At 54.9% G+C, this 24541-nt stretch carries 22 protein-coding genes, 1 pseudogene and 1 riboswitch; of the genes and pseudogenes, 6 read left to right on the top strand and 17 right to left on the bottom strand.

The features are described from left to right. The first annotated feature begins 116 nt into the window (after positions 1-116). Entirely contained in the window at positions 117-725 is a 609-nt protein-coding gene (gene ybjG, locus Q5705_08075; GenBank protein WLI78482.1) for an undecaprenyl-diphosphate phosphatase, read from the top strand. Between the two features lie 64 nt (positions 726-789). After that, positions 790-1548, top strand: coding sequence for a DNA-binding transcriptional repressor DeoR (gene deoR, locus Q5705_08070; protein ID WLI78481.1), 759 nt, complete (start codon positions 790-792; stop codon positions 1546-1548). A 31-nt stretch (positions 1549-1579) separates the two neighbouring features. On the opposite strand, the gene dacC is transcribed toward deoR, so the two are convergent. Continuing rightward, the gene (gene dacC, locus Q5705_08065; protein ID WLI78480.1) at positions 1580-2782 is read right to left on the bottom strand and encodes a serine-type D-Ala-D-Ala carboxypeptidase; all 1203 of its coding nucleotides are present in this window, start codon (positions 2780-2782) and stop codon (positions 1580-1582) included. A gap of 233 nt (positions 2783-3015) precedes the next feature. On the opposite strand from dacC, the gene Q5705_08060 reads away from it, so the two are divergent. Next, entirely contained in the window at positions 3016-3645 is a 630-nt protein-coding gene (locus Q5705_08060; GenBank protein ID WLI78479.1) for a glutathione S-transferase family protein, read from the top strand. A gap of 50 nt (positions 3646-3695) precedes the next feature. On the opposite strand, the gene Q5705_08055 is transcribed toward Q5705_08060, so the two are convergent. From Q5705_08055 to Q5705_08015, 9 genes are all read right to left on the bottom strand, one after another. Next, entirely contained in the window at positions 3696-4802 is a 1107-nt protein-coding gene (locus Q5705_08055) for a PQQ-dependent sugar dehydrogenase (GenBank protein WLI78478.1), read from the bottom strand. Between the two features lie 128 nt (positions 4803-4930). Next, positions 4931-5314: a biofilm formation regulator BssR gene (locus tag Q5705_08050; GenBank protein ID WLI78477.1), complete on the bottom strand. Its 384-nt coding sequence runs from the start codon at positions 5312-5314 to the stop codon at positions 4931-4933. A gap of 101 nt (positions 5315-5415) precedes the next feature. Beyond that, entirely contained in the window at positions 5416-7215 is a 1800-nt protein-coding gene (gene atzF, locus Q5705_08045; GenBank protein WLI78476.1) for an allophanate hydrolase, read from the bottom strand. Continuing rightward, positions 7212-10814, bottom strand: coding sequence for an urea carboxylase (uca, locus tag Q5705_08040; GenBank protein WLI78475.1), 3603 nt, complete (start codon positions 10812-10814; stop codon positions 7212-7214). The genes atzF and uca overlap by 4 nt, the downstream gene beginning before the upstream one ends. A gap of 152 nt (positions 10815-10966) precedes the next feature. Next, positions 10967-11596: an urea carboxylase-associated family protein gene (locus Q5705_08035; GenBank protein ID WLI78474.1), complete on the bottom strand. Its 630-nt coding sequence runs from the start codon at positions 11594-11596 to the stop codon at positions 10967-10969. A gap of 11 nt (positions 11597-11607) precedes the next feature. Next, a complete protein-coding gene (locus Q5705_08030; GenBank protein WLI78473.1) occupies positions 11608-12327 on the bottom strand; it encodes an urea carboxylase-associated family protein in 720 nt (239 codons plus the stop codon). Further along, positions 12296-13108, bottom strand: a complete 813-nt coding sequence (locus Q5705_08025) for an ABC transporter ATP-binding protein (protein WLI78472.1) — start codon at positions 13106-13108, stop codon at positions 12296-12298. The genes Q5705_08030 and Q5705_08025 overlap by 32 nt, the downstream gene beginning before the upstream one ends. Next, positions 13105-13920: an ABC transporter permease subunit gene (locus Q5705_08020; protein WLI78471.1), complete on the bottom strand. Its 816-nt coding sequence runs from the start codon at positions 13918-13920 to the stop codon at positions 13105-13107. Before Q5705_08020 ends, Q5705_08025 begins: the two co-directional genes overlap by 4 nt. Positions 13921-13938: 18 nt before the next feature. Next, the gene (locus Q5705_08015) at positions 13939-14997 is read right to left on the bottom strand and encodes a putative urea ABC transporter substrate-binding protein (protein WLI78470.1); all 1059 of its coding nucleotides are present in this window, start codon (positions 14995-14997) and stop codon (positions 13939-13941) included. A 57-nt stretch (positions 14998-15054) separates the two neighbouring features. Beyond that, positions 15055-15153: riboswitch (guanidine-I (ykkC/yxkD leader) on the bottom strand. A gap of 223 nt (positions 15154-15376) precedes the next feature. On the opposite strand from Q5705_08015, the gene Q5705_08010 reads away from it, so the two are divergent. After that, the gene (locus Q5705_08010; protein ID WLI78469.1) at positions 15377-16000 is read left to right on the top strand and encodes a glutathione S-transferase family protein; all 624 of its coding nucleotides are present in this window, start codon (positions 15377-15379) and stop codon (positions 15998-16000) included. Positions 16001-16048: 48 nt separating this feature from the next. Here Q5705_08010 and Q5705_08005 read toward each other — a convergent pair whose 3' ends face one another. From Q5705_08005 to Q5705_07980, 6 genes are all read right to left on the bottom strand, one after another. Beyond that, on the bottom strand, positions 16049-16939 hold the full coding sequence (locus Q5705_08005) for an alpha/beta hydrolase-fold protein (GenBank protein WLI78468.1): 891 nt from the start codon (positions 16937-16939) through the stop codon (positions 16049-16051). Further along, the gene (locus Q5705_08000; protein ID WLI78467.1) at positions 16939-17127 is read right to left on the bottom strand and encodes a hypothetical protein; all 189 of its coding nucleotides are present in this window, start codon (positions 17125-17127) and stop codon (positions 16939-16941) included. Before Q5705_08000 ends, Q5705_08005 begins: the two co-directional genes overlap by 1 nt. A 351-nt stretch (positions 17128-17478) precedes the next feature. Then, a complete protein-coding gene (locus tag Q5705_07995) occupies positions 17479-17886 on the bottom strand; it encodes a hypothetical protein (protein ID WLI78466.1) in 408 nt (135 codons plus the stop codon). Further along, entirely contained in the window at positions 17879-19282 is a 1404-nt protein-coding gene (locus Q5705_07990; protein ID WLI78465.1) for a PAAR domain-containing protein, read from the bottom strand. The genes Q5705_07995 and Q5705_07990 overlap by 8 nt, the downstream gene beginning before the upstream one ends. 10 nt (positions 19283-19292) lie before the next feature. Further along, positions 19293-19811, bottom strand: coding sequence for a hypothetical protein (locus Q5705_07985; protein ID WLI78464.1), 519 nt, complete (start codon positions 19809-19811; stop codon positions 19293-19295). Between the two features lie 134 nt (positions 19812-19945). After that, on the bottom strand, positions 19946-20155 hold the full coding sequence (locus Q5705_07980; protein WLI78463.1) for a hypothetical protein: 210 nt from the start codon (positions 20153-20155) through the stop codon (positions 19946-19948). 159 nt (positions 20156-20314) lie between these two features. Between Q5705_07980 and Q5705_07975 the strand changes: the two genes are divergently transcribed. After that, on the top strand, positions 20315-20905 hold the full coding sequence (locus Q5705_07975) for a hypothetical protein (protein WLI78462.1): 591 nt from the start codon (positions 20315-20317) through the stop codon (positions 20903-20905). 511 nt (positions 20906-21416) lie between these two features. Here the strand turns inward: Q5705_07975 and Q5705_07970 are convergent. Next, positions 21417-23210 carry a recombinase family protein gene (locus Q5705_07970; GenBank protein ID WLI78461.1) on the bottom strand — a complete coding sequence of 598 codons (1794 nt, stop codon included), beginning with the start codon at positions 23208-23210 and terminating at the stop codon, positions 21417-21419. Here Q5705_07970 and rimO point away from each other — a divergent pair. Next, positions 23202-24534: pseudogene (rimO, locus tag Q5705_07965) on the top strand (30S ribosomal protein S12 methylthiotransferase RimO). The gene Q5705_07970 and the pseudogene rimO sit on opposite strands and share 9 nt — an antisense overlap. The last annotated feature ends 7 nt before the right edge of the window (positions 24535-24541 follow it).

The following is a 24541-nucleotide window of genomic DNA, read 5'->3' as shown; positions in this document are numbered from 1 at the left end:
AATCCAGGAATCGTCTAACTCTCAGACGAGTAAGACAAAACCCCTTTACCCACTGTCGCACCGCTTTTAAGGTGGTCGCTTTGGTCAAAATTGTGTCATCAAAGAGTAACAAGCCTATGTTAGAGAGCCTGAATCACACTCTGTTCTACTGGATCAACGCCACGCCGGACTCTCCGCGCTGGCTTATCACCTTCGCGGTGTTTATTGCCAAAGATCTGATTAACATTGTGCCACTGCTGGCGGCAGGTCTCTGGCTGTGGGGGCCACGCAGCCAGGTCAGCGCACAACGTCAGTTAGTGATTAAAGTCGCGCTGGCGATTATCGTCAGCCTCAGCCTCTCATGGATTTTAGGCCATACCTTCCCGCACGACAGGCCCTTTGTTGATCATGTGGGCTACAACTTCCTGCAACATTCGGCAGATGACTCTTTCCCGAGCGATCACGGCACGGTGATCTTCACTTTCGCCGTCGCCTTCCTCGCCTGGCACCGTTTCTGGTCCGGCGCAGCGCTGATGCTCACGGGCCTGGCGATTGCCTGGTCGCGGGTTTATCTTGGCGTCCACTGGCCGATGGATATGCTCGGCGGTTTGCTGGTGGGGATCTGCGGCTGCCTGACAGCGCAAATTCTGTGGCAGAGCTTTGGTACCGCGCTCTATCGCGGTGCGCAGCAGGGTTACCGGCTCTGTTTTGCCTTCCTGATTCGCCGCGGCTGGGTGCGTGACTAAGCGCCAGGGCGCAGGTAAGATAAACGCCCTGCTTATGCAGGGCTTTCTTTTATTCAGGTGAACTATGGAAACAAGACGTGACGAACGGATAAGCCAGCTGCTGGCGGCGCTGAAGCGCAGCGATAAACTGCATCTGAAAGAGGCCGCAACGCTACTTGGCGTATCCGAAATGACCATTCGCCGCGATCTTAGCGCCAACAGCGCACCTGTGGTGTTACTCGGCGGTTATATCGTGCTGGAGCCCCGCTCCGCCAGCCACTATCTGTTGAGCGATCAAAAAAACCGGCTGGTGGATGAGAAACGCCGCGCCGCAACGCTTGCCGCCAGCCTGTTACAGCCGCATCAAATGGCTTTTTTTGACTGTGGCACCACCACGCCGTGGATTATCGATGCCATTCCTCACGATCTGCCCTTCACCGGCGTTTGCTACTCGCTGAACACCTTTCTGGCGCTCCAGGAAAAAAAACTGTGTCGCGCTATTCTGTGCGGCGGTGAGTTTCACGCCAGCAATGCCATTTTCAAGCCGTTGAATTTCAATGAAACCCTGAGCAACCTGCGCCCGGACATCGCGTTCTATTCCGCCGCGGGTGTGCATGCGCAACAGGGCGTCACCTGTTTTAATCTGGAAGAGTTGCCGGTGAAGCACTGGGCGATGGCCAGCGCGCAATACCATGTGCTGGTGGTCGATCACAGTAAGTTCGGCAAAGTGCGCGCAGCCTGCATGGGGCCGCTAAACCAGTTTGACGTGATAGTGAGCGACTGCCGCCCGGACGATGACCTGCTGAGCGCAGTAAAAAGCCAGTCTATTACGCTGATGTACTGACCGCGCCCGTAAGAGCACGGTCTGTGCGTATTTATGAGAACCAGCCGCCAAACCACTGATGGAATTTCAGTAAGACAAAATCCCACATCCGGCCAATGAAACCGGCTTCGTTCACCGCTTCCATCACCACCAGCGGGCGCTGCTCAATGGTTTTGCCATTCAACTGAAAATCAATGGTGCCCACCACCTGGCCTTTGGTCAGCGGCGCTTCAAGCTCCGGCTGCGTTAAGGTGTAACTCGCTTTCAGATTAGTTAACTGACCTTTAGGAATGGTGATCGAGCCCGCATCACCTGCACCCAGTTTTGCTTCGCTGCTGTCGCCGAACCAGACGCGCTGGCTGACAAAGGTGGCATCCGGTTTGATGGGCGTGACGGTATCAAAGAAGCGGAAGCCCCAGGTGAGCAGTTTTTCTGACTCATTAAAGCGGATGCGGTCGGTTTTCGCCCCCAGCACGACAGAAATCAGGCGCATATCCCCCTGCGTCGCCGAGGCCACCAGGTTGTAACCCGCGCCGTCTGTGGTCCCGGTCTTCATGCCGTCCACATTCATGCTGGTGCTCCACAACAGGCGGTTGCGGTTTGGCTGGCGAATTTTATTGAAGGTGAACTCTTTCTCTTTATGGATGGCGTATTCGTCTGGCACATCGCGAATTAACGCCTTGCCGAGCAGCGCCATATCGCGCGCGGTACTGAACTGCCCCGGCGCATCCAGCCCGTGCACGGTTTTAAAGGTGGTATTGGTGAGGCCGAGCTTCTGCGCGTAGCTGTTCATCAGGCTGACGAATGAATCCTGGCTACCGGCAACATAATCGGCAATCGCAATGCTGGCATCGTTGCCAGACTGGATAATCACACCTTTGTTTAAATCAGCCACCGAGACCTGATCGCCCGGTTTAAGGAACATGAGTGACGAGCCGCGCAGCACCGGGTTGCCGGTCGCCCAGGCGTCTTTCCCGACGGTCACGGTGTCGGTGAGATGAATTTTTCCGGCTTTCAGCGCCTGGCCGACTACATAGCTGGTCATTAGTTTGGTCAGGCTGGCAGGATCGAGTTTTTCGTCGGCGTTTCCTTCCGCCAGCACTTTGCCGCTGGCGTAATCCATCAGCATCCATGCGCGGGCATCAACCTGCGGCGCGCCTGGCGTTTGTTCCACTGCATATAACGAAGGAGAGAAGAAAACCAACAGCGCAGAGCCTGCCATCAGGCCGCGAAGGGATAAAGAGAAATGCGTCATATAGGCCACCCGAGTATCCATTCAATAAACGTCACAACACCGTGCCACAACAAACGGTGAGTAATAGCGCACAAACGAAACGAAAAAAACCGCTACTGGGTAAAGTTATTAAAGTTTATGCAATAACAGCGTGTTGCGCTCCATTTGCACGATCTTTTTCTTAACCGTTGCCAGAACGTTAACTTTCGCTCACGATGAATATCACTGAATCATTCATTTGCGCAGGGGGAAAAATGATAACGCTGTGGGGCAGGAATAATTCGACGAATGTCAAAAAAGTACGCTGGCTGCTGGAAGAACTGGAGTTGCCATACGAACACATTCTGGCGGGCGGGCAGTTTGGCCTGAATAAAGATCCCGAGTATCTGGCAATGAACCCGAATGGGCTGGTGCCGCTCCTGCGCGACGATGAAACCGGCGTGGTGCTGTGGGAATCAAACACCATTGTGCGCTATCTCGCGGCGCAATATGGTCAGGATCGGCTGTGGGAGGATTCTCCCGCCAAACGTGCGCAGGGGGAAAAGTGGATGGACTGGGCGCTCAGCACGCTGGCCCCGAAACACGGTCCGTTGCTGATGGGGCTGGTGCGTACCGCGCCGGAAAAACGCGACCACGCCGCGCTTGAGGCGGCCAAAGAAGCCCTTGAAGGCCTGTTCGCCCTGCTTGATGACGAACTGGCAAAACAGGCCTGGCTCTCCGGGGACGCGTTTGGTTGTGGCGATATCGCCGTCGGCCCGTTCGTGTATAACCTTTTTAACATTCCAGGGCTAAGCTGGGCACCGCGCCCGCATTTGCAGCGCTGGTATGCCCAGCTTTGCGAGCGTCCCGGGTTTCAGAACACCGTAATGATCCCGGTGACCTGACAAGATGGCGTGATTGCCGGATAAGGCTTCGTTGTCGCCATCCGGCAATATCACGACGTCGGGCTGACTTTCCACAACTCGCCGTCGTTCGCGTCGGTCAACACATATAAATACCCATCCGGTCCGACGCGCACATCGCGGATACGCTGCTTGCGATCGCCCAAAATGCGGCCCTCTTCCGTCACCTTGTCGCCATTAACGTTCATCACGATCAGATCTTGATCTTTCAGCGCGCCGATAAAGAGCTTGTTTTTCCACTGCGGGAAGGTGTCGGCGTTATAAAACGCCATCCCGCTCACCGCCGGAGACTGCTTCCAGTAGAAGATCGGCTGCTCCGTACCGGCAACGATCTCGCCCTTCGCTTCCGGGATTTTCAACCCGCTGTAGTTAATCCCCCAGGTGGCAATCGGCCAGCCGTAGTTTTTGCCTTTTGCGGGAATATTGATCTCATCCCCGCCGCGCGGGCCGTGCTCATTCAGCCACAGCGCATTGCTCCACGGGTTGATGGCCATTCCCTGCGGGTTACGAATACCGTACGACCAGATTTCCGCGCGCGCGCCCTGCTTGCCCACAAACGGATTATCGTCTGGGACGTTGCCCTGATCCGTCAGGCGCACCAGCTTGCCCTGCAATTTATCCAGATCCTGCGCCGTCGGGCGCTGGTTATTCTCACCGAGCGCAATCCACAAATAGCCTTTGCCATCAAACACCAGCCGACCACCGAAATGGTTGCCGGTTGAAAGCTTAGGTTGCTGGCGGAACACGGTCTGGAAATCTTCAAGGTGTTTGAAATCGTCGCTCAGGCGGCCATAGCCGACGGCGGTTCCGGCTTTGCCATCGTTGCCCGCTTCGGCGAAGCTTAGCCAGACCCGGCGCGACTGGGCAAAATCCGGTGCCAGCGCCACATCCAGCAAGCCGCCCTGTCCCTGCGCCCAGACTTGCGGCACACCGGTAATGGGATCGGAAAGCCCTTTATCCGCCTGCCACAGACGGAGCTGCCCGCCGCGCAGGGTGATTAACATCCCGTGGTTATCGGGCAAAAACGCCAGCGCCCAGGGGTGATCGAGTTTGGTTTGCAGCACATCAACCTTGACCGCTGGCGGCGCGGCAAAGACAGAGGCGGTGAGAAACAGCAATAACAGGGGAACACGGCGCATATGCACTCCTTTATTAAGCGGTGAGCCTGGATAAAGGTTAGCCATCGGAAAGCCCGGCGGGTTTGCTTTTACAAAAGCTTAAATAACAAAGGGGAGTCGCCTCCCCTTCATTTTTACACGCGTGCGTCTCAGGCTTCTTCGAGCGGCGAATGTTCACTCAAATACTGAATGCTGTAATTGAGGATATTCAGCGAACGCTCCAGCTTGTCGACATTCACAGAGATGTAGGTGGGGCAATCCTGTCGCCCGCTCATTAACGTGACTGCCGCAGAAGAGAGCGCTTCTTCTGCACTGTACATGGCGCTGCGCGAGTCACTGTCCTGCAACCCGTGCAGCCTTTCGCCCTTATTGCGGATCTCGAGAGCCAGTGCAAAGAACCCCTCCCGCAGACGATCGTTTTCACTGATCGACATATACCCTTTCGCTTTGCGCATCTGGATATAGGCCGCAAGGTCTGTTCTGGCGGTAATCAACTTTAACAACAAACGACGTGCGAGTTCATCAGCGGTCATACTTTTACCTCCCTTGTCAGCCATTGGGCAGATTAATAGTATGGCCGTTTTTTGTACAAAATCCTGGCCGCGATTAAGAATTGTACGAATTTGACGATCTTTTACACCGCACGCGTAAGCCATGCCCGCCAGCCGCCCCAGGCGGTGATCTCCTGTGCGTCCTGCAAGCCCTGATGTTCGCAAATAAAGCCGGTTAGCCAGCGTCCATCTTCCAGTTCCACTTTCCCCAGCCCCAGCGGGGCAGGAATGCCTGCCAGAAACGATCCCATTTCACTGCCGGGCAGTTCCCACACTTCCAGCGCAATCGCCGCGCCCTGCTCGCTGTCGCGTACCATGCCAGGCCGCTTGCCGTCCGCCAGTGCATATAAACGGTAATGCGGCGCGCTGCGGGCAGCACCGCGCAGGGTTGCGCCCCGCTGGCGCAGTTGATAATTAAGCGCCAGGCCATCAAGATGCGCGCCGCAGACCACAATCTGCATACGATCGTTGCCCGCAGGGCGTACCGGCGCGTCTCCCGTCATCGCTCTGTCGCCACATAATGTCAGCGGTTGCTGGCGTTGCAACGCATCGGCAAGGCTCAGCAGATACTGGTCGGTAAAGGCCCGGCCAAACAGCGTAATGCCGGAGGGTAAACCGCCGTTCATGATGCCCACCGGAACCGCCACCGCCGCGTAATCCAGCAGGTTCATAAAGTTGGTGTAATACCCCAAATCGGCATTGCGTTTCACCGGTTCGTCAGCCAGCTCCGCCAGCGTCACCGGGCGCGGATAGGTCGGCGTTAACACGCACGCCAGATCGTGGAGAATGGCATCGCACTGCGCTTTATAGCGCTGCAATTGATACTGGGCGTCAAAGGCCGCGACCGCGCTGGTCGACGGCGCTTTTTGCAGCACATCACGAATCACCGGCAACACCGCCTCTGGCTGCTGTTCAATCAACGTTCCGGCCACATGGTAACGCTCCGCCACCCACGGCCCTTCATACAGCAGCCGCGCCGCCGCCAGGAAAGGCGTGAAATCGATAGTCACCGGCACACCGCCAAGTGCTGTCAACCGCGCTTTCGCCGCGTGAAACATCGCTTCACTCTGCGCGCAGCCGAGAAATTCCAGCTTATCCGGCACGCCAAAGCGAAAACCCGGCTCCGGTGTGCCAAACGCCAGGGCGTCATTCCACGCCGGGTTGCGACGACTGTAGTCATCACGCGAGTCCTGAACCGCCGTCAAGGCCAGTAACTGGCTGGCTTCGGCGGCCGTGGCGGTAAAGAACGTGACGCAATCGAGGGTGCGGCAGGCGGGTACCACGCCCGCCGTGGAGAGTAACCCTTTGGTCGCTTTTAGCCCGAGCAGGTTATTAAGCGACGCCGGAACGCGTCCGCTGCCTGCGGTGTCAGTACCGAGCGCAAAGCTGGCAATGCCGAGCGCCACCGCCAGCGCGGAACCCGCACTGGAGCCGCCTGCCGGGTAATCGGCATGGACGCTGTTGCGACACGCGCCATAAGGTGAACGCGTGCCGTTTAACCCGGTGGCAAACTGGTCAAGATTGGTTTTACCCAGCGGCACCGCGCCTAGGGCGATAAGCTGCGCGACAATCGTTGCATGCTGGTTTGCGGTATACGCAAACGCCGGGCAGGCGGCGGTAGTGGGAACGCCTGCTAAATCGATATTGTCTTTGATGGCAAACGGCACGCCATATAACGGCAGCGATGCGGGTGGCACATCGTCGAGCGCCGCCAGATACGGCTCCAGCTCTTGCTCGCTGAGAATATGAATAAAGGCGTGAAACTCGGAATTGAGTTCAACTGCCCGCGCCCGTAGCTGGCTAATCACCTCGCGGGGCGTCAAACGCCCTTGCTGATAAGCCCCGGCCAGCGCGTCGAGGCGCAAATCAAACGGATGCGTCATACGCTTTTCTCCACCACCACCACACATTGCCCCGCGCGTACCGGGGAACCCGGCTGAACGCGCACCTGACTTACCACGCCGTCTTGTGTGGCAAGCAGCGGGATCTCCATCTTCATAGATTCCAGCACCACCAGCACATCCCCTTCCCGCACCGGGCTGCCTGCCGTGACATTCACCTGCCATAAATTGCCGGAAATCGGGCTATCAATCCCCTGTTGCCCCGGTTGCAGCGGCGCATCATCGCTTTCGTCTGCCGGTACATCGGCGCTATCAAAATGCGCCTGACCGCTGGCAATCCAGCGCTCGCGCTCGGCGTCAAAGGCGCGTTGTTGATGAGCCCGGAATTCGGCAATGCTCTGCGCTTCCTCGTCGAGAAAGCGCTGATACTCGGCCAGTTGCAGCGTGGTGTGCTCGATGCGCAGCGGATAGCGCCCGAGCGGGAAGTCGCGGCGAATAGTCAGCAGTTCATCGGCGGAAACCGGGTAGAAGCGAATCTGATCAAAAAAGCGCAGCAGCCAGGGTTTGCCGCCGAAATCAGCGACATCGCGGTAGCGATTCCACATTTGCAGCGTGCGCCCGACAAACTGGTAGCCGCCCGGCCCTTCCATGCCATACACGCAGAGATACGCGCCGCCGATGCCGACCGAGTTCTCCGCCGTCCAGGTGCGCGCCGGGTTGTATTTGGTAGTCACCAGCCGGTGGCGCGGGTCGAGCGGTGTCGCCACCGGCGCGCCGAGATAGACATCGCCCAGCCCCATCACCAGATAGCGGGCATCAAACACCGTTTTGTAGACCTCATCGATATTCGCCAGATCGTTAATCCGGCGGATAAACTCCAGGTTACTCGGGCACCAGGGCGCGTCGCGGCGCACGGTGGTCATATATTTGTCGATAGCCTTCTGGCACGCCGGGTCGTCCCACGACAGCGGCAGCCAGACCACGCGCGACGGCACATCCAGGTTCTGACGCTCGCAAACCGTTTGCCACAGCCCGGCGACAATTTCCAGCAGTTGCGCCAGGCTTACGCTTTCCGGCTGGTAATGCACTTGCAATGAGCGAATACCTGGCGTTAAATCGATAACGCCCGGCAATGCCAGCGCCTCCAGCGCCTGCATTAAGGCGTGAGCGCGAAAGCGCAGCACCAGATCCAGCTCCGGCTCGCCAATTTCCAGCAGCAGGTGCGTATCGCCGGATAACCGGGCTACCAGCCGTTTGTCGGCGTCACCGCACGTCAACACCACCGGCGACACAAGCGCTGCGGGCTGCCAGGCGATATCGACCAGCGAAAGCGTGGCGATTTGCTGCGTTTGCGCCTGCGCCAGACGGCGCGCGGTGGCAATATCCACCGGAACAAAGCGCACTTTGTCCCCGGCTTTCAGTTGCCCGACCTTGTGCAGGTCAGCCTCAATCACCGTCACCGGGCAGACAAACCCGCCCAGGCTTGGGCCATCGGGGCCGAGGATCACTGGCATATCGCCAGTAAAATCCACCGCGCCAATGGCATACGGGTTGTCGTGAATATTGGACGGATGCAGCCCGGCTTCGCCGCCGCTGTCGCGCGCCCACTCTGGTTTCGGGCCAATCAGCCGCACGCCGGTACGACTGGAGTTGAAATGCACTTCCCAGTCGGTAGCGAAAAAGGTGGTGACAGAGGCTTGTGTGAAATACTCCGGCGCGCCGTGCGGGCCGTAAATCACCCGCAGTTCGCGCACAGCGTCAAACGTGGTGCGCAGCGCCTGCGGCAATGCTGCCTCCACCGCTTCATTTTCCAGCGCCGCAAGGTGCAGCACATCGCCGGTGCGTAGCGCGCGTCCGGCATGGCCGCCAAACTGACCGAGGGTGAACGTGCTTTTGCTGCCAAGATACTCCGGCACGCAAAACCCGCCCCGCAGGCAGAGATAGCTGCGCACACCATCGCCGCTGATATCCCCCATGCGCAGCGTCATCCCGGCACGCACGCTAAAGAGGCGGTTGTTTTCAAGCGCTTCGCCCTCAAGCGTCAGAGGAATGTCCGCTCCGGTTACCACTATCTGTGTGTCGCAGTTAAATTTCAGCGTCGGGCCGCTCAGGGTGATTTCCAGCGCGGCGGCATTTTCGTCGTTACCGAGCAGGCGGTTGCCAAGGCGCAGGGCGCGGCTGTCCATCGGGCCAGAAGGCGGCACGCCAACCGCCCAGTAACCCAGTCGACCCGGATAATCCTGCACCGTGGTTTGCGTCCCGGCGCTCAGCACCTCGACGGTGTTGGCCTGGTACGTTAAGCCGTCCAGGCAGCGCGTCCAGGGTTGACCGCTGGCGAAAGGCACAAAAGTGAGGATCTGCTGTAAGTAGCGGCGGTTAGTTTCCACGCCGTAGAGCCGGGTTTCGCCCAGCGCGGTATGCAGCGCGGTGAGCGCCGCCTCGCGCGTCGGCTGCCAGGCGATGATTTTCGCCAGCATCGGATCAAAAAACGGCGGCACTTCACAGCCGGATTCCACCCAGCTATCAATGCGCAGGGCGCGGCGATCGTCGGCAGGAAAGACAGCTTCGGTTAACAGGCCCGGCGAAGGCTGGAACTGACGGCCCGGATCTTCGGCATAAACCCGCGCCTGAATCGCATGGCCTTCCGGCGTCAGGCTGTCGCGCAGCACCGCCAGCGGCGGCAACTCTCCGGCGGCGAGGGCAATCATCCAGCGCACCAGATCCACGCCCCACACCTGTTCGGTGACGCCGTGTTCCACCTGCAAACGGGTGTTCACTTCGAGGAAATAGAAACGCCCGGCGTCGCTGTCATAAACAAACTCGACGGTACCGGCGCTGCGGTAATTCACCGCCTTGCCAAGCGTGATAGCCGCCGCGCAGAGCGCGTTTTCCATGCCCGCCGGAAGGTTGGGTGCGGGAGTTTCTTCCAGCACTTTCTGGTTGCGCCGCTGCACGGAACAGTCGCGCACGCCAAGGGCGATCACCTCGCCCGCACCGTCGCCAAAAAGCTGCACTTCGAGATGGCGCGCGCGTTCGATGTACTTTTCGATAAATACGCCCGCGTCGCTAAAGTTGTTTTTCCCCAGCCGCACTACCGCATCGAACGCTTCGCGCAGATCGTCCGCGCGATAACAGACGCGCATACCGATCCCGCCGCCGCCCGCCGTGCTTTTCAGCATCACCGGGTAACCGACCGTTTCGGCAGCGTCCAGCGCTTCGCCGATATCGGCCAGCAGTTCCGTGCCTTCGAGCAGCGGTACGCCCTGCGCTTTCGCAAGCGCACGTGCCGTGTGTTTCAGGCCAAACAGGCGCAGTTGCTCCGGCGTCGGGCCAACAAACGCTATCCCCGCCGCTTCACAGGCGTCGGCAAAGGCGGCGTTTTCAGAAAGAAAGCCGTAGCCGGGGTGAATAGCCTGCGCCCCGCTTTCACGGGCGGCGGCAATGATTTTTTCCGTGACCAGGTAGGTGTTTGCCGCCGGGCCATCGCCAAGGCTAATCGCTTCATCGGCTTCGCGCAGATGCAGGCTGCTGATATCCGCATCGGAATAGACCGCCACGCCGCCAATATCCATGGCGCGCAGGGTGCGCAGAATACGGCAGGCAATCGCCCCGCGGTTGGCGATCAGTAATTTCGTAAACATAGTTAACACTCAATCGTGGCGGGTCGTCCCGCCGGTCATCGGCTCACCGCATGGTCGTCCATGGGGAAAACGCGTTTACGGCAGGATGCGCCCGGCGCGAACGGCAAACAGGTGGTAAATCATCTGGCGCAGGCGCTGCCAGCGTGTCGGTTTCAGTTCCATACCAGCACCTCGGCGGGGGTCGGGTTCCAGCCATTGCAGGGGTTGTTAAGCTGCGGGCAGTTGGAGATCAGCACAATCACATTGCACTCGGCGCGTAACTCAACGTATTTCCCCGGCGCGGAGATGCCATCTTCAAAAGTCAGCCCGCCCTGCGGCGTGACCGGCACGTTCATAAAGAAGTTGATATTCGCGCCAATGTCGCGCTTTTGCAGGCGGCCATCGTGCAGGCAGGCGCAGAGAAAGTTATCGCGACAGCTATGCATATGACGCTTGTCCAGCGCATAGCGCACGGTGTTGCTCTCCTGCGCACACGCACCGCCAAGGGTGTCGTGACGCCCGCAGGTATCAGCAACGATGGTGAGTAATGGGTTGCCCAGGTTCGAATAGAGTACGCTGCCGGTGGTGAGATACGCATTGTTCTGCCGACGCAGGGTGCGCTGGGGATCGTAGCGTTCGCGCGGGTTATCGGCGTTATAAAGCAGCGTATCGATAGCCTGGTTGCCTTCGAGATCCAGCAGGCGCAGAGTCTGGCCCTTTTTTACTTCAAACAGATACGGCTCGCCCGCCGGGATCACATGGCGGAAAGTGGCCTGTTCAGGGGATTGTTCACTGATAGTCATGATGCCTCTCCTTACAGGGCGAAAAGGTGGGTGTTGGTGAACGCGCGTTCGTTTTCCGGGCGCGTCAGCAGCGCGTTGATAGCCGCCTGCTCATCCTCTGTCTGCCGCCAGTTCAGTTGTACCGGGCGCGGCGCATAGTCCCGCGCGGGATCCATCGGGTGTGGCAGCGCGGTCAGCACCACCAGCACATCCATTGGCGCGTAAAGTTCGACATAATTGCCCGGTTGCGAATGATCTTGGTGGAAGCGGAACTGGCCGTTTTCATCAACCGTCACTTTGCTGAAAAAGTTGACCACCATCAGCAGGTCTTCGAGGTTGAGATCCCATTTGCCCATCTCCACCAGCAGGTTATCGGTGCCGTTGCGGTAATAGCCGTTACGCAGTTCCTGGTAGCGGCTCTGGCCGTATTTTTCCGCCACTTCGGCGGCATTCAACACGCCGCCAAAAGGATCGTGCCAGCCACAGGTGTCGGCAATGATGCCCGCCAGTACGCGCCCCATATCGGAGTAGAAACAGTGCCCGGCGGTCAGGCGCGCGGTGTGCTGGCCTTTCAGGGTGTCCGGCAGGTTCAGGCGTTCGCTCTTTTCGTGGGCGTTGAGCATCATCAGGCTGACGTTCGCGCCGCCTTCGATATCGGTCATTCGCAGGATCTGCCCGCGTTTGAGAACAAACGAGAGATGGCCGCCGCCGGGCAGGATCTCATCGCGCAGTGTCGTTGAGGTTGTGGTCATGAGATTCACTCCGTAATGCATAAACGTTATCGGGCATTGCACCGCTCAGGGCTGAAAGCCGCGTCTCATTGAGCGGGATGTCATAGGTAATGCGCGCGCCATAGGCGTTGGGCGCGTGGGGGTCGATGCGCACCTTGTCGAACACCAGTAAGCGGGTGCCAAGGTTGAAGCCTTCGGACAGATCGTGGGTGACCATAAAGACTGTCATGCGTGTTTCGCCCCACAGTTGCAGCAAAAGCGCGTGCATCTCTTTACGGATGCCGGGGTCGAGCGCGCCAAACGGCTCATCGAGCAGTAAAACGCGCGGCTGCATAATAAATGCCTGGGCAATGGCAAGGCGTTGCTGCATGCCACCGGAGAGTTGCGCCGGGTATTTTTGCAGGGCGTGACCGAGACCGACTTTCTCCAGCATCTGCCCCGCCTGCTCGCGCGCCGCACGCTTTTTCGCGCCGAACAGCCGCCCGAACAGCGGCGATTGCGGCAATTCCAGCCCGAGGGTGACGTTATCAAGCACGTTCAGGTGCGGGAGCACCGAATAACGCTGGAACACCACGCCCCGGTTGCGGTCCGGCTCGGCGCTTAAGGGCTTGCCGTCGAGCGTAATGGCGCCCCGGCTCGGCGCTTCCTGGCCGAGCAGCAGACGTAAGAAGGTTGATTTGCCGCAGCCGGACGCGCCCACCATCGAGCAGAACTCGCCTTCTTTGACCTGCAAATTCAGGCGCTCCAGCACCACATGGTCGCCATACTCCTGCCAGATATTGTTGATGGTGATAAAACTCATGCCCGCCCTCCTTGCGCCCACGGGAAACAGGTGCTGTGTAACTGGCGTAGCGCCAGATCCATCAGCCACGCCAGCAGCGTTATCCACACGACATACGGAATGATGACATCCATCGCCATATAGCGGCGCACGAGGAAAATGCGGTAACCCAGCCCGGCGGTAGAGGAGATAGCCTCTGCCGAGATAAGAAACAACCACGCCGAACCGAGCAGTAAACGCAGTGAGGTGAGCAGGCGCGACAGCAACTGCGGCAGCACCACGCGCAGGATAATCGTCCAGCTATTCGCGCCAAGGGTTTGCGCTTTGGTAAGGATCTCCGACGGGATTTCGCAGGCGCGGTGTTCAAGGTCGCGGGCGAGCATCGGCGTAATACCGATAACAATCAGCATCACTTTGGAGAGCTCATCCAGGCCAAAAACGATAAACAGCACCGGTAAAATCGCCAGCGGCGGGATCATCGACAGCACCGTCATCAACGGCGACAGCGAAGCGCGCCACAGCGGAAAAACACCGGAAGCAATGCCAATGCACAAGGCAATCAGCGAGGCGATCGCAAGCCCGGTCAGCAGCCGGGCGAGACTGACCAGCGTATCGACCCAGAACAGGTAGTCGCCACTGCGTTTGTCCGGGGAAAACGCCATCCGCGACAGTGCGTCCAGCATCTGTTGCAGGCCAGGTAACAGTTTGTCCTGCGGATTGGCCTCCAGGCGGACCGCCGACCCCATAAAATACGCCGCCAGCAGCAGGACAAAAGGCAGCAGGATCAGCATCAGCCGCATACCGTTGGTGGGATGGCGATTAATATGTCGCATGGGAAACTCCGTCCGTTATCACAGCGTGCCGGCAGCGGCCATTTTCACGAAGCTGTCGTCAAAACGCAGCTTCACGTTACTGGCATCGCCCTGCGTGACATTGCCGGGGAAGGACATACCGATGAAATCCGCACTCTGCGCGCCGTCGCCCAGCAGGCCCTTGTCAAAGGAGAACTGCGCCACGCGCTGCATGGTTTTCGCCAGCTCCGCCGAGGTAACAAACGCGATGTTGTCCTGCGGGGTATAAAACAGGTGGGTGGTTTTCAGTTGTGCCTGATAACCGGCCAGATCGGTGCCGGACGCGGCAGCCATCGCGTTCAACGCCGTGGCATCCTGGGCTTTCATCAGCCCCATCATTTCGTACCACGCCCCGGTCAGCGCTTTACCAAGGGATGGGTTGTCTTTCAGGGTTTCGCTGTTGACCACCATCATGTCGATAAGCTCGCCGGGCACTTGCGAGGAGCTGAACACTTCGGTGGTTTTCGGCGTGCCTTTAATAACGGAGAGCTGCGGGTTCCAGGCAACAGCGGCCTGCACATTTGGCGTAGCGAAGGCGGAGACGATATCCGCATCTGAGGTGTTCACCACGGTGACATCTTTCTCCGCCAGCCCGGCTTTTTCCAGCCCGCGCACCAGCAAATAGTGGGAAACGGAGAGTTCCGGCAGGTAAATCTTCATCCCTTTCAGGTCGCTCAGGGTTTTGCCTTCGCCTTTCATCACCACGCCGTCGTTGCCTTCGGAGTAGCTGCCGAGGATCAGCGCCGTGGTATCGACACCGCCCGCCGCTGGAATGGTCAGCGCATCCATATTGGTCATGGTGCAGCCGTCAAACTGACCCGCCGTGTACTGATTAATGGATTCGATATAGTCGTTCAGTTGAACCACATTGATTTTGATGCCGTATTTATCGGCCCATTTGTCGATGATTTTTTGATTGCTGATGGTGCCCCACGGCATCCATCCGGCGTAGATGGTCCAGCAGACGTTGAACTCTTTTTTCACTGCGGCAAAGGTGGGGAAAGTGACCAGCATCGCCAGCGACAGCACAAGTGAGCGAAGTAAGGGAGATTTTTTCATTCTTGACCTCTGGTTGGCACAAAATTAAGGGGCAGCGCGACACCCTTTGGTGCTGCTGTCTCCCGGGTTTTTGTCCCGCCGTGTAACCTCTCAGAGGTCGCCAGCTCTTGGACCAGCCATTCACTAACGTGAACCGGAACCCTAGCCAGCTATTTTTCAAATTGTGTGTTGCACTGCCGAATCAGTTTTGCAAGGCCTGTGCCAGATTGTTTAGCGTTGCTAATCCGCGGGTTACGATGTTTTTGTCGCTTCACTGTCCCTGTTTTGGGGAACCACGATAACGCATTGCACCAGACTGGTGCTCGCCGACAGTGGCCGAAAAGCATTCGGCTGGTGTATTGTTTTTAAACAAGTAATCACGCGGACGGACATTCTCATCATGCTTAAAATTCTTGGCAAAACGACGTCAATCAATGTGCGCAAAGTGCTCTGGACCTGCGAAGAAGTGGGGCTGGATTATCTCCAGGAGGATTACGGCAGCGGTTTTGCCTCGACGCAGACCGATGAATTCCGCGCCCTGAACCCAAACGCTATGGTGCCGGTGCTGATTGACGACGGGTTTGTGCTGTGGGAATCCAACGCCATTTGCCGTTATCTGGTGCGAAAAGTGGGACGGGATGATCTGCTGCCCACCGAGCCGCAAGCCTGCGCTAATGTCGAACGCTGGATGGACTGGCAGGCCAGCGAATTTAATAACGCCTGGCGTTATGTCGTCCCGGCGCTGGTGCGCAAAAACCCGGACTATAACGATCCGCACGCTATTGCGGCGGGGATCAAAGAGTGGAACCACTGCGTGGGCATTCTGGAGCAGCAGTTGCAGCGCACCGGTGCATGGGCGGCAGGCGATACCTTCACGCTGGCAGATGTGGTTTTAGGGCTTTCGGTGAACCGCTGGAAGATGACCCCGTTTGAACACCCGGAGATGCCAGCCATTGACGCGTGGTTTGCCCGTCTGAACCAGCGCCCGGCGTTTTTGCGCCACGGGAATAATGGGATGGCGTAGAGCCGCGAGCCAGGCGCCCGCCATGTTTACGAGGTTAATGGAAGCGAACTATCGCGCGGCGTCAGCTTGCTGTAATAACGCGGCGTAAAGCGAGGCCGTAAACATCGCGCCGTGGGTCAGCCCCGGATAGAGCCGGTAGGTTGCGGATACCCCCTTTTCGTTGAGTTGCGAGACCGTGTTACGCACGATATGCAGCACATCAGGCCCTTTATTTTCATCTTTTTTACCGCGATCTCCGTCCCCTTCCAGAATGTACAGATGCTTCGCGCTGGCGCGGTTTTGAGGGGTCGATTGTACTTCGTTGAGCAGCGCAAAATTATTCTGCGCCAGTGAAGGTACGGCGGCGTAATAAGCGTTAAAAAATGTCGATTTTAGCCAGGCGTCCATGACAAATAACCCGCCGTAAGAATGTCCCCATAGCCCACGCTTATTTTCATCAATCTTAATGCCCTTCTCTGCTACCGGCGCGATGGTCTTTTCCAGCAGATGGCGAAATATGTCGCTGCCGCCGCCCGCTCTGCCGCGAAACGCCTGCGGATTATCTTTTGTGGCGGGCGTGTAGTCATAGGCCCTGGCATCCAGATCAAAGGGCAGCGCCGTTTGATAGCCAATAACGACCAGCACGGGAGGATGTGCTGCGGATAATTTCTGCAAAAACGCATCCGATAATTTGTCCATCACCGCATTGCCGTCCAGCATATAAAGCACAGGAAAGCCCTCTTTCGGCGGGGTTATATTGGGTATCCCTGTCCACACTTTGTAATGCCGTTGACCATCACTGGAATCGAAAGTGTTCACGGTGAAGCGATAATACGCCGAGCCTCGATCGGCGATGTTCGGCCCGAGTGGCGACATATCGGGTCGCGAGTAACCCGTTTTTGTGCAAAGTAGCAGTAAAACCAACGCCGCCAGGCGCACGATGTCAAAACGGTCAGGCATTACCCATTCTCCCTGTGCATCAGCAGCGCCGTTTCCACGGCTCCAGCTGAAAGATGAAATAGACGGGGCAAACGGTAATGGGAATTATTCTTGATTGCAACAGATAGAATAACGCCTGATGGCGCTTTGCTAATCAGAACCAGGGATTTTTTCAGCATGTCGGCAAAGAAACTGACTAACTCATCCACAAGCACACCTCCCCCTGTAATTCCAGGCGATAGCCCTGTACAATCCCTGCCCTAAGATCCTATAACTGATTACTTTTTGAACTATGAGCAATGTGAACCCGCAGCCGAAAATCGGCTTTGTCTCTCTTGGCTCCCAAAAGTCAAAAATAATACATTGTCTCTTTAGTCTATTTCTTTGCATTTTGAAAGCAAAAACCCCGCCGAGGCGAGGTTCTTCGTGGGGTTGATGCTGACCGATAAGCCGGGTTCGTTCAACCATACGTCAGGCATCTGCGGCGCTGGGGTTGTCGTGTGTCGCAGACTGTATCTCAGTTTGTGTTGCAGAGTAAAGATCTACAATAGACGCGCCTTTCACACCCAACCGCGTTTTATCGCCAGCATCAAAATCCCAGCAATGACAAAAAATACTATACTAATCAGACCAAGAAATGCTTCTACATAGAAAGGCCTGATAATCCTTTTCGGTAATCCCCGGATGAAGTCTTTGTCATCATTCTTGGTCAATATAGAGCTTTTATTCCACAACAGCGGCATGAATATGAACTGTGTTTTTATGCCATATGCCCCCTTGTAATAAAGCGAGTTAACATTCTCGAATAGCACTACAGCATCAGGAAGGCTACCGAACTTCTCTTTGTATAGCTGGCAGACCTCCTTAAATCTTTTCCTGTTCAGAAGTGAGGCTATTACACTGGCAATGATGAACACAGTACCAAGGCAAGTAGCCACGAGGAATACTTTATCTGGAATATTAATCATTGCTGCTTACCTTGTATAAAAGCTCGCCGGAGTACTCTCCTACCGCAGATAATGCTTTATCACTCCCGTATGCTATACCACCGCTTACGCCGATCGTGCAGAGCAAGGCACCTGCACCACCAGCCTCTATGGTTGCAGCTCCCAGTACTACGGCACAGATTGAACTTGCTGCGCTGCCTTGGATAATTCTGCTTGCCAAAGCCCCCCCTGCTAAGCTGCCCGCAAACTCACCAATGGAAGTAAAAGCGGTTTTCTCACAATCTCGTCCAACTGTGCAGGCTTCGGTAATCTTCGCAGCAGTATCAAGGGCTGACAGGCCAAGGCCAATCTTCCCGGCTGTTTCCATCAGCTTCACGTACTTTGCCAACTTTTCGATGTGCGTCGCGTAACCTTCAATATCGCTAACGCCTGTTTCGTTCCAGCGGTGTGTGATTGAACGGCTGGAGAGGCCAAGGGCACTTTTCAGATCCGTGTACTCGCTGAACATGAAGCGATGCTTCATGAACATCTTCAGCACGCTATCGAGTTGACCGAACAAACGACGGCGCTCAACAAAAAACTGTTCGCCAATCAGCGTGCCGCTGGTGATGTACTGGTTTTTGTATGTCTTCTCGATCTCGACGAGAATTTTTTCGACTCTCTCGAAATATCCCTTCGCTGCTTCCGTCGCTCTTCCTGCATTTCCGGCAGCATCGTTTGCAGTAGTCGCAGCGGCTGCAAACATCTCAATGGTGTCTTTATGTTTGAAAAGGAAGTTTGCCTGCTGGTGTGAGAGGGGCGCTAACGCAGTATCAATGCGCTGTTTTGCCGCTTGCATGTGTGCGATCTGTTCGTTGTCCTGCTTATCAGGGTCAACCACCAGCAGAATAGATCCCGCTTTATATTCCTTACCTGCACCATTCAATGAGCGGTAAAGTTCTCGGGTTCCTTCTGGCTGACCTCCAGCAAACAGGATGCTTTCGAAAGATTCGGTTGTCGACTGTCGAGGGACTACGCAAAAACCAGCATCTACACCAGCGCGTTTCTTTTTAGCTGTCTGGGCATGTTGTTCTGGCTCTTGCTGAGTTTGTTGTTTCGGGGCTATTCCCAAGGTTGTTGGTTTAGCGGTCATCATTCCCGGATGACGTTCACCTGTAAAACCAGATATAGCGATCACAAAGTTATCTTTGCAGTGACATAAAACCAGATCACCATCACCCGCGATAAGGCCATCTTCGAGGAGTCCGGTATAGGTTGCATTGATTTCAAAAGCACCTTTGCAAACATCACACCATGCTTTATCACCAGCCCTCACCAATGGATTGTGGTCTTCATCAAAAATAGTTGATGAGGCGGAAACAATGTGGCCGAACCTCGTTTTATTACCCAGCTTTGCAAGCGTTCTTTGCGTAACCATCTTTGATCCCTCAATGAGTCAGCTCTGTTTCAGGTACTTTTTCTACTTCGAAATGGTCAGCAAGAAATCCTTTAGCTGCCGGGATGCCACGGCGAAGCACCAGTATTGCTGTACCTTGTGGTGTGCTTATTATTTCATCACCATTGCTGAGGTGACTGCCAACAAGTGCAACGCTTTGCCCAGTGCCATTATGTCCAGCTTCGCCTGCGCCACTTATTATTGCCGCTTCTGTGCCATCGGGATAAACAACAGTATCCAGAGTTTGAGCTACTCGCAGTTTTTGACCGTTGCTGATCTCTATTTCCGTAGTAGCAGTTGCAGTTTTGAGTATGCCGCCGTCACGAGTCAGACTTCCTTCAACCGCGATGCGGTAGATCTCAATAACAGGATGCTGTTTCAAGTCAGCCTGCTGTTTAGCAAGGAACTCCTGCCATTCCTCAGTCATTCCGGAAAGTTGCTCATTACTGAAAGCTGGTTTATCAAAAGAAGCCAGAATCTCTGGAGTAAGTTCGTTGGTATACTGCTGCATAAGTCCCTCTGCTTGCTGTGAATTTGTCTGTATTCAATACCCATTGTACAAATAACACCCATTCGCCGGAAGTGGTTTTCCCTCAAATGAAACTGCGTTTTGAAATATTGTTTGTATGAATGTTTTTCTTGTTTTCATTCAGCCCGTGAAGTATCAAAGGTTTTGCTGTATGGGCAATGCTTCGACCTGGTGACGTAGGTGAATGTGTAAATGCTGTTGCTGTACACGCATAAGGTCTGCCCGTTCGCCGTAGTTGTCTGGTCCGGGTTGCTCATGGTCACGCGCCCGGCGCTGGCGTTGAAGGCCACCATCAAGCCACAAAGTATTACTGCATAACCTTTCATTCTGTATCTCCTCGCTGTTATCAGGGCAGGCTCATTGTTGAGCGTCATCTTAAAGATATTTTACCTATATCGATCTGAAAAAATGATCGATATAATCGATTTAATTCATGAAAGTGGTTAGCATTGTGTCTTTGAATTTTCACTTCACAGCATGAAAGGATGGCTGTTTTGACTACTAACCAACTGAAACAAAAGAATCTGTACTTCTATATCTACATGGCGATCCCGTTACTGTTCCCGGCAACTTACTTTCTCACCATGAACGATAAGGCTGCTCTCGCAGTTTTTTATGTGACCGCCATCGTCTGTGTGATTTTCGACCAAAAGGAGATGGTTAAGTCTGGCTACGAATCCGAACCGCATTTTGTCGGTTCGGCTCTGGGGATTCTCGTTTTTCCTCCCCTTTATGTTTACGGCAGGGTTAAAGCTGCTGGCGAGAAGTTGAGTAAACGATGGGCGTGGTTCTTCGCATACATTGCAATTGCGTTGGGTTGCTCCTCCATCGCCGTTGTTTGGGATAACAGCGAAGCACTAAAGACGAGCGCGTGCGAGATTACGACTTCTATATTCAAAGACAAAGGGAGTGAGGTGAAGTGTCTGGTTGTGGAGGACGTGAGGAAGGTATCAGACAAAAACTACCGGGCAAAGGCGGTGTTGAGTAATGGCATTGATATGCCCATCACCATTGAAGAGCGCGACGACAATTATATTTACGTGACGTTAGCGCCGTTGAGTGGTTTGCTTGAGTAGTTGACCGCACAGGGGGAGTAATCCCCCGATACCATACTCCCCCGCCAGAACGGTTTCGGAAGTACCCCCACCTTGCACACCGCCAGCGGCGTAAATATCACAGTCGCACTCTCAGCACGGCCTAACGGATTTCCTCCGCTCGCAAGGGTCACGCTGATTCTTTACCAAATATCCGTAGGGTGCTGGTGGTGGTTGTTATCTGTCAGGCGGTTTCGAGGAGCTTCTTTACTTTGGCGACCATGCCAACGGAACAATCACACAGTTTCGCTATCTCCGCATATGTGTTCCCGCCTTTGGTGAGGTACGACTCAACCTTACTTCGCAGATTGGTATCTGCTGGTCTGCCTTTGTACTTGTTTTCAGCTTTAGCTCTGGCGATCCCCTGTGCCTGGCGCTGGCGGGGTTAAGGCGGTGCACAAAATGTCCTCTTCTATTCTGTAAGTTATTCATCACAGAGGTTATTTTATCATAATCAGCCCCAAAAACCAATGCTAATGAGAATTATTATCAATTATCTTTTGGGCCAAAAATCCTTCCCGTCGATCTCTGGATAATGTGAAAGGAAATCTTTGTTGACCACCTCATACCAAAGCTTCAAAAAATGCTTGTTGTACTCATGATCTGACCTTTTCCATTCAGACTTTTCATCTTCTGTAGCATCAGGCGGGATGTCATGAATCCGGCGAGGGAGGAATACTTCGTAGTCCGGCGATTTGCTGCCTGTAAAAACAAAAGGCTCACCGGTAATGAGTTGAAACTCTATGCGAATACATCGGTTTTTCTTTGTGACGATTACTGACTTGATGACCCTACGTACATTTTCCCTTAACTGCTCTCGTCTTGAATTATGTACATCCGAGATAATCAGCCAATGACATTGCTCAGCAACAAAGCCTGCAATGTTCTCCGAGAAGTCTTTTGTCGTTGCGTACAGCGCCTTCAACTGACCAAGCTGTTGCAACTTCCCACTAATCACCTGCTCTTCCTTTTCCAACTCCTTATACTTAGCATCAAACTTTGTCGTTCTACCGAACTCAGCTATCGCATCAATAACGTGATCTTGCTGGGACTGAATTTTAATAAGCTTTTCTTTTAGCTCGTCTGACTCTTCATCTAACGAGGTTAGATCACTGTGCGTTTTGTATGCCCCCATCAAAAAACCCGTGATCAGAACGGGCATCAGACAGCGCTCAACAATAGAAGCTTTCACACTCCAAGCATTGCAACTTCCACCTGCACGCCCATATTCACAGATATAGCGCAATTGTCCTCGCTGTAGGAAAGCTGTCATAGTCCCGTTACAGTGACCACATCGAATAATCTGCATTCCCCCAAGGAGACTGATCGCCGTAGATACTTTGCCACTGTATCTGTTGTTATTCGCTTTAATGTCCTGAAGCTGTGCAAACTCTCCTGGGGTACAAAGAGGTGGATAGTAATTTTCAAGGTGATATGGTTTACCCGACAAGGTAAAAATCCTTGCCCCTACCAATGCCTGATTGCTCCTCATTTTATTTAAAGCTTGTTGTGACCAACCTCCTGCTTTGCGTGTCTTATTTTTAAATGCAGGAGGTGGGGAGTAATTTTCGTTCAAATAATTAGTGACATAAAAGGCACCGTGCCCTTCAAGGAACAGCCTTACTGCATCTTGGACAGGCTGCCAGTATTCAGGATGTTCTTTAACCTTCTCGTTATCTGGACCACTGTCATCTATCCAAAATGGATGCCTACCAACAGCTTTAATGTTTACAGGAAGTCCCTGTTTTTCACGCGCCAACAGTGCTAGTACATGCGAGTTAACCCGGTCAGATTTCGTCTTACTTTCTTCATGGGCACGCATGAACATTAGGATGGAAAGCATAAGATCCGTCGGATTCTTATTCACACTTTCGCGTGTGAAAACACGCTGGTCCATGCCCGTAACTATCGTTAACCCCATGTTTATCAAACGCAGGAAAAGTGCATTCGCATCGGTGACTTCTTCACGGGTTATACGATCAAAATTTTCCACATACAGCCAGCTATCTTTAGGTATTAGACCTTTCTCAACGCTAGCGATAAATTCGCCTAACTGGCCTTGAGTCGAGTTTTTACCTTTGAAAGCAGACACACCAGCATCTTTGATCTCGACATACTCAAGACCGTTATCATAAGCATACTGCTTCGCCCTAGCCGTTTGCCTTTCGAAAGAGGTTCCCGTTGATTGTTTCTCGCTTGACCAACGCACATAGCTGTATAATTTCTGCTTGGATGACATTAAAATCCCGCGCCATTGATCCAATGTGAGTAAATCTACATGTCCCATACTAAAACACCTACTAGTCAACCGAAAGTAGGATTTATATCTTTAGGCCCCAAAAAACCTGGTGGATTCTGAACGTATCCTCACGGAACTGCGTACTGAAGGCTACGATGTCGTGCCGACTTACGACGATGCCGATATGGTGATTGTGAACACCTGCGGCTTTATCGATAGCGCCGTGCAGGAGTCGCTGGAAGCCATTGGCGAAGCGCTGAACGAAAACGGCAAAGTGATTGTGACCGGCTGCCTGGGGGCAAAAGAAGATCACATCCGCGAAGTGCACCCCAAAGTGCTGGAAATCACCGGGCCGCACAGCTACGAGCAGGTGCTTTCCCATGTTCACCATTATGTGCCGAAACCGCAGCACAACCCCTTCTTAAGCCTGGTACCGGAACAGGGCGTAAAACTGACGCCGCGCCACTACGCGTACCTGAAAATTTCCGAAGGCTGTAATCACCGTTGCACCTTCTGCATCATTCCGTCGATGCGTGGCGATTTAATCAGCCGCCCGATTGGCGATGTGCTGGCCGAAGCGAAACGCTTGGTCGATGCGGGCGTAAAAGAGCTGCTGGTGATCTCCCAGGATACCTCCGCCTACGGCGTTGATGTAAAACACCGCATGGGTTTTCACAATGGCGAGCCGGTGAAAACCAGCATGGTCGGCCTGTGTGAGCAACTGGCGAAACTCGGTGTCTGGACGCGCCTGCACTACGTCTACCCCTATCCGCACGTTGATGACGTGATCCCGCTGATGGCGGAAGGCAAGATCCTGCCCTACCTCGATATTCCGCTGCAACACGCCAGCCCGCGTATTTTGAAACTGATGAAGCGCCCAGGTTCGGTCGATCGCCAACTGGCGCGCATTAAACGCTGGCGTGAGATCTGCCCGGAACTCACGCTGCGCTCCACCTTCATTGTCGGCTTCCCTGGCGAAACCGAAGAAGATTTCCAGATGCTGCTGGATTTCCTCACCGAAGCACGTCTGGATCGCGTGGGCTGCTTCAAATACAGCCCGGTCGAAGGCGCAACGGCTAACGAACTGGCGGATCAGGTACCAGAAGTGGTCAAAGAGGAGCGCTGGAATCGCTTTATGCAGTTGCAACAGCAGATCTCGGCGGAACGTCTGCAAGAGAAAATCGGTCGCGAAATCCTGGTGATTGTTGATGAAGTGGACGAAGAAGGGGCGATTGGTCGCAGCATGGCAGATGCGCCAGAGATCGACGGCGCGGTCTATCTGAACGGTGAAACCCGCGTCAAACCGGGCGAAGTTATCCGCGTAAAAGTGGAAAACGCCGATGAATATGACCTTTGGGGCACGCGCGTTTAACGCGTTT

Origin of the sequence: Kosakonia sp. H02 (assembly GCA_030704225.1) — a bacterium.
GTDB lineage: Bacteria > Pseudomonadota > Gammaproteobacteria > Enterobacterales > Enterobacteriaceae > Kosakonia.
This window is presented reverse-complemented; position numbering and strand designations above follow the sequence as displayed.

Bases quoted from the DNA above. Each gene is read 5' to 3' on its own strand.
- ybjG (WLI78482.1), top strand. From the start codon at position 117: ATGTTAGAGAGCCTGAATCACACTCTGTTCTACTGGATCAACGCCACG.
- deoR (WLI78481.1), top strand. From the start codon at position 790: ATGGAAACAAGACGTGACGAACGGATAAGCCAGCTGCTGGCGGCGCTG.
- dacC (WLI78480.1), bottom strand. From the start codon at position 2,782: ATGACGCATTTCTCTTTATCCCTTCGCGGCCTGATGGCAGGCTCTGCG.
- Q5705_08060 (WLI78479.1), top strand. From the start codon at position 3,016: ATGATAACGCTGTGGGGCAGGAATAATTCGACGAATGTCAAAAAAGTA.
- Q5705_08055 (WLI78478.1), bottom strand. From the start codon at position 4,802: ATGCGCCGTGTTCCCCTGTTATTGCTGTTTCTCACCGCCTCTGTCTTT.
- Q5705_08050 (WLI78477.1), bottom strand. From the start codon at position 5,314: ATGACCGCTGATGAACTCGCACGTCGTTTGTTGTTAAAGTTGATTACC.
- atzF (WLI78476.1), bottom strand. From the start codon at position 7,215: ATGACGCATCCGTTTGATTTGCGCCTCGACGCGCTGGCCGGGGCTTAT.
- uca (WLI78475.1), bottom strand. From the start codon at position 10,814: ATGTTTACGAAATTACTGATCGCCAACCGCGGGGCGATTGCCTGCCGT.
- Q5705_08035 (WLI78474.1), bottom strand. From the start codon at position 11,596: ATGACTATCAGTGAACAATCCCCTGAACAGGCCACTTTCCGCCATGTG.
- Q5705_08030 (WLI78473.1), bottom strand. From the start codon at position 12,327: ATGACCACAACCTCAACGACACTGCGCGATGAGATCCTGCCCGGCGGC.
- Q5705_08025 (WLI78472.1), bottom strand. From the start codon at position 13,108: ATGAGTTTTATCACCATCAACAATATCTGGCAGGAGTATGGCGACCAT.
- Q5705_08020 (WLI78471.1), bottom strand. From the start codon at position 13,920: ATGCGACATATTAATCGCCATCCCACCAACGGTATGCGGCTGATGCTG.
- Q5705_08015 (WLI78470.1), bottom strand. From the start codon at position 14,997: ATGAAAAAATCTCCCTTACTTCGCTCACTTGTGCTGTCGCTGGCGATG.
- Q5705_08010 (WLI78469.1), top strand. From the start codon at position 15,377: ATGCTTAAAATTCTTGGCAAAACGACGTCAATCAATGTGCGCAAAGTG.
- Q5705_08005 (WLI78468.1), bottom strand. From the start codon at position 16,939: ATGCCTGACCGTTTTGACATCGTGCGCCTGGCGGCGTTGGTTTTACTG.
- Q5705_07995 (WLI78466.1), bottom strand. From the start codon at position 17,886: ATGATTAATATTCCAGATAAAGTATTCCTCGTGGCTACTTGCCTTGGT.
- Q5705_07990 (WLI78465.1), bottom strand. From the start codon at position 19,282: ATGGTTACGCAAAGAACGCTTGCAAAGCTGGGTAATAAAACGAGGTTC.
- Q5705_07985 (WLI78464.1), bottom strand. From the start codon at position 19,811: ATGCAGCAGTATACCAACGAACTTACTCCAGAGATTCTGGCTTCTTTT.
- Q5705_07980 (WLI78463.1), bottom strand. From the start codon at position 20,155: ATGAAAGGTTATGCAGTAATACTTTGTGGCTTGATGGTGGCCTTCAAC.
- Q5705_07975 (WLI78462.1), top strand. From the start codon at position 20,315: ATGGCTGTTTTGACTACTAACCAACTGAAACAAAAGAATCTGTACTTC.
- Q5705_07970 (WLI78461.1), bottom strand. From the start codon at position 23,210: ATGGGACATGTAGATTTACTCACATTGGATCAATGGCGCGGGATTTTA.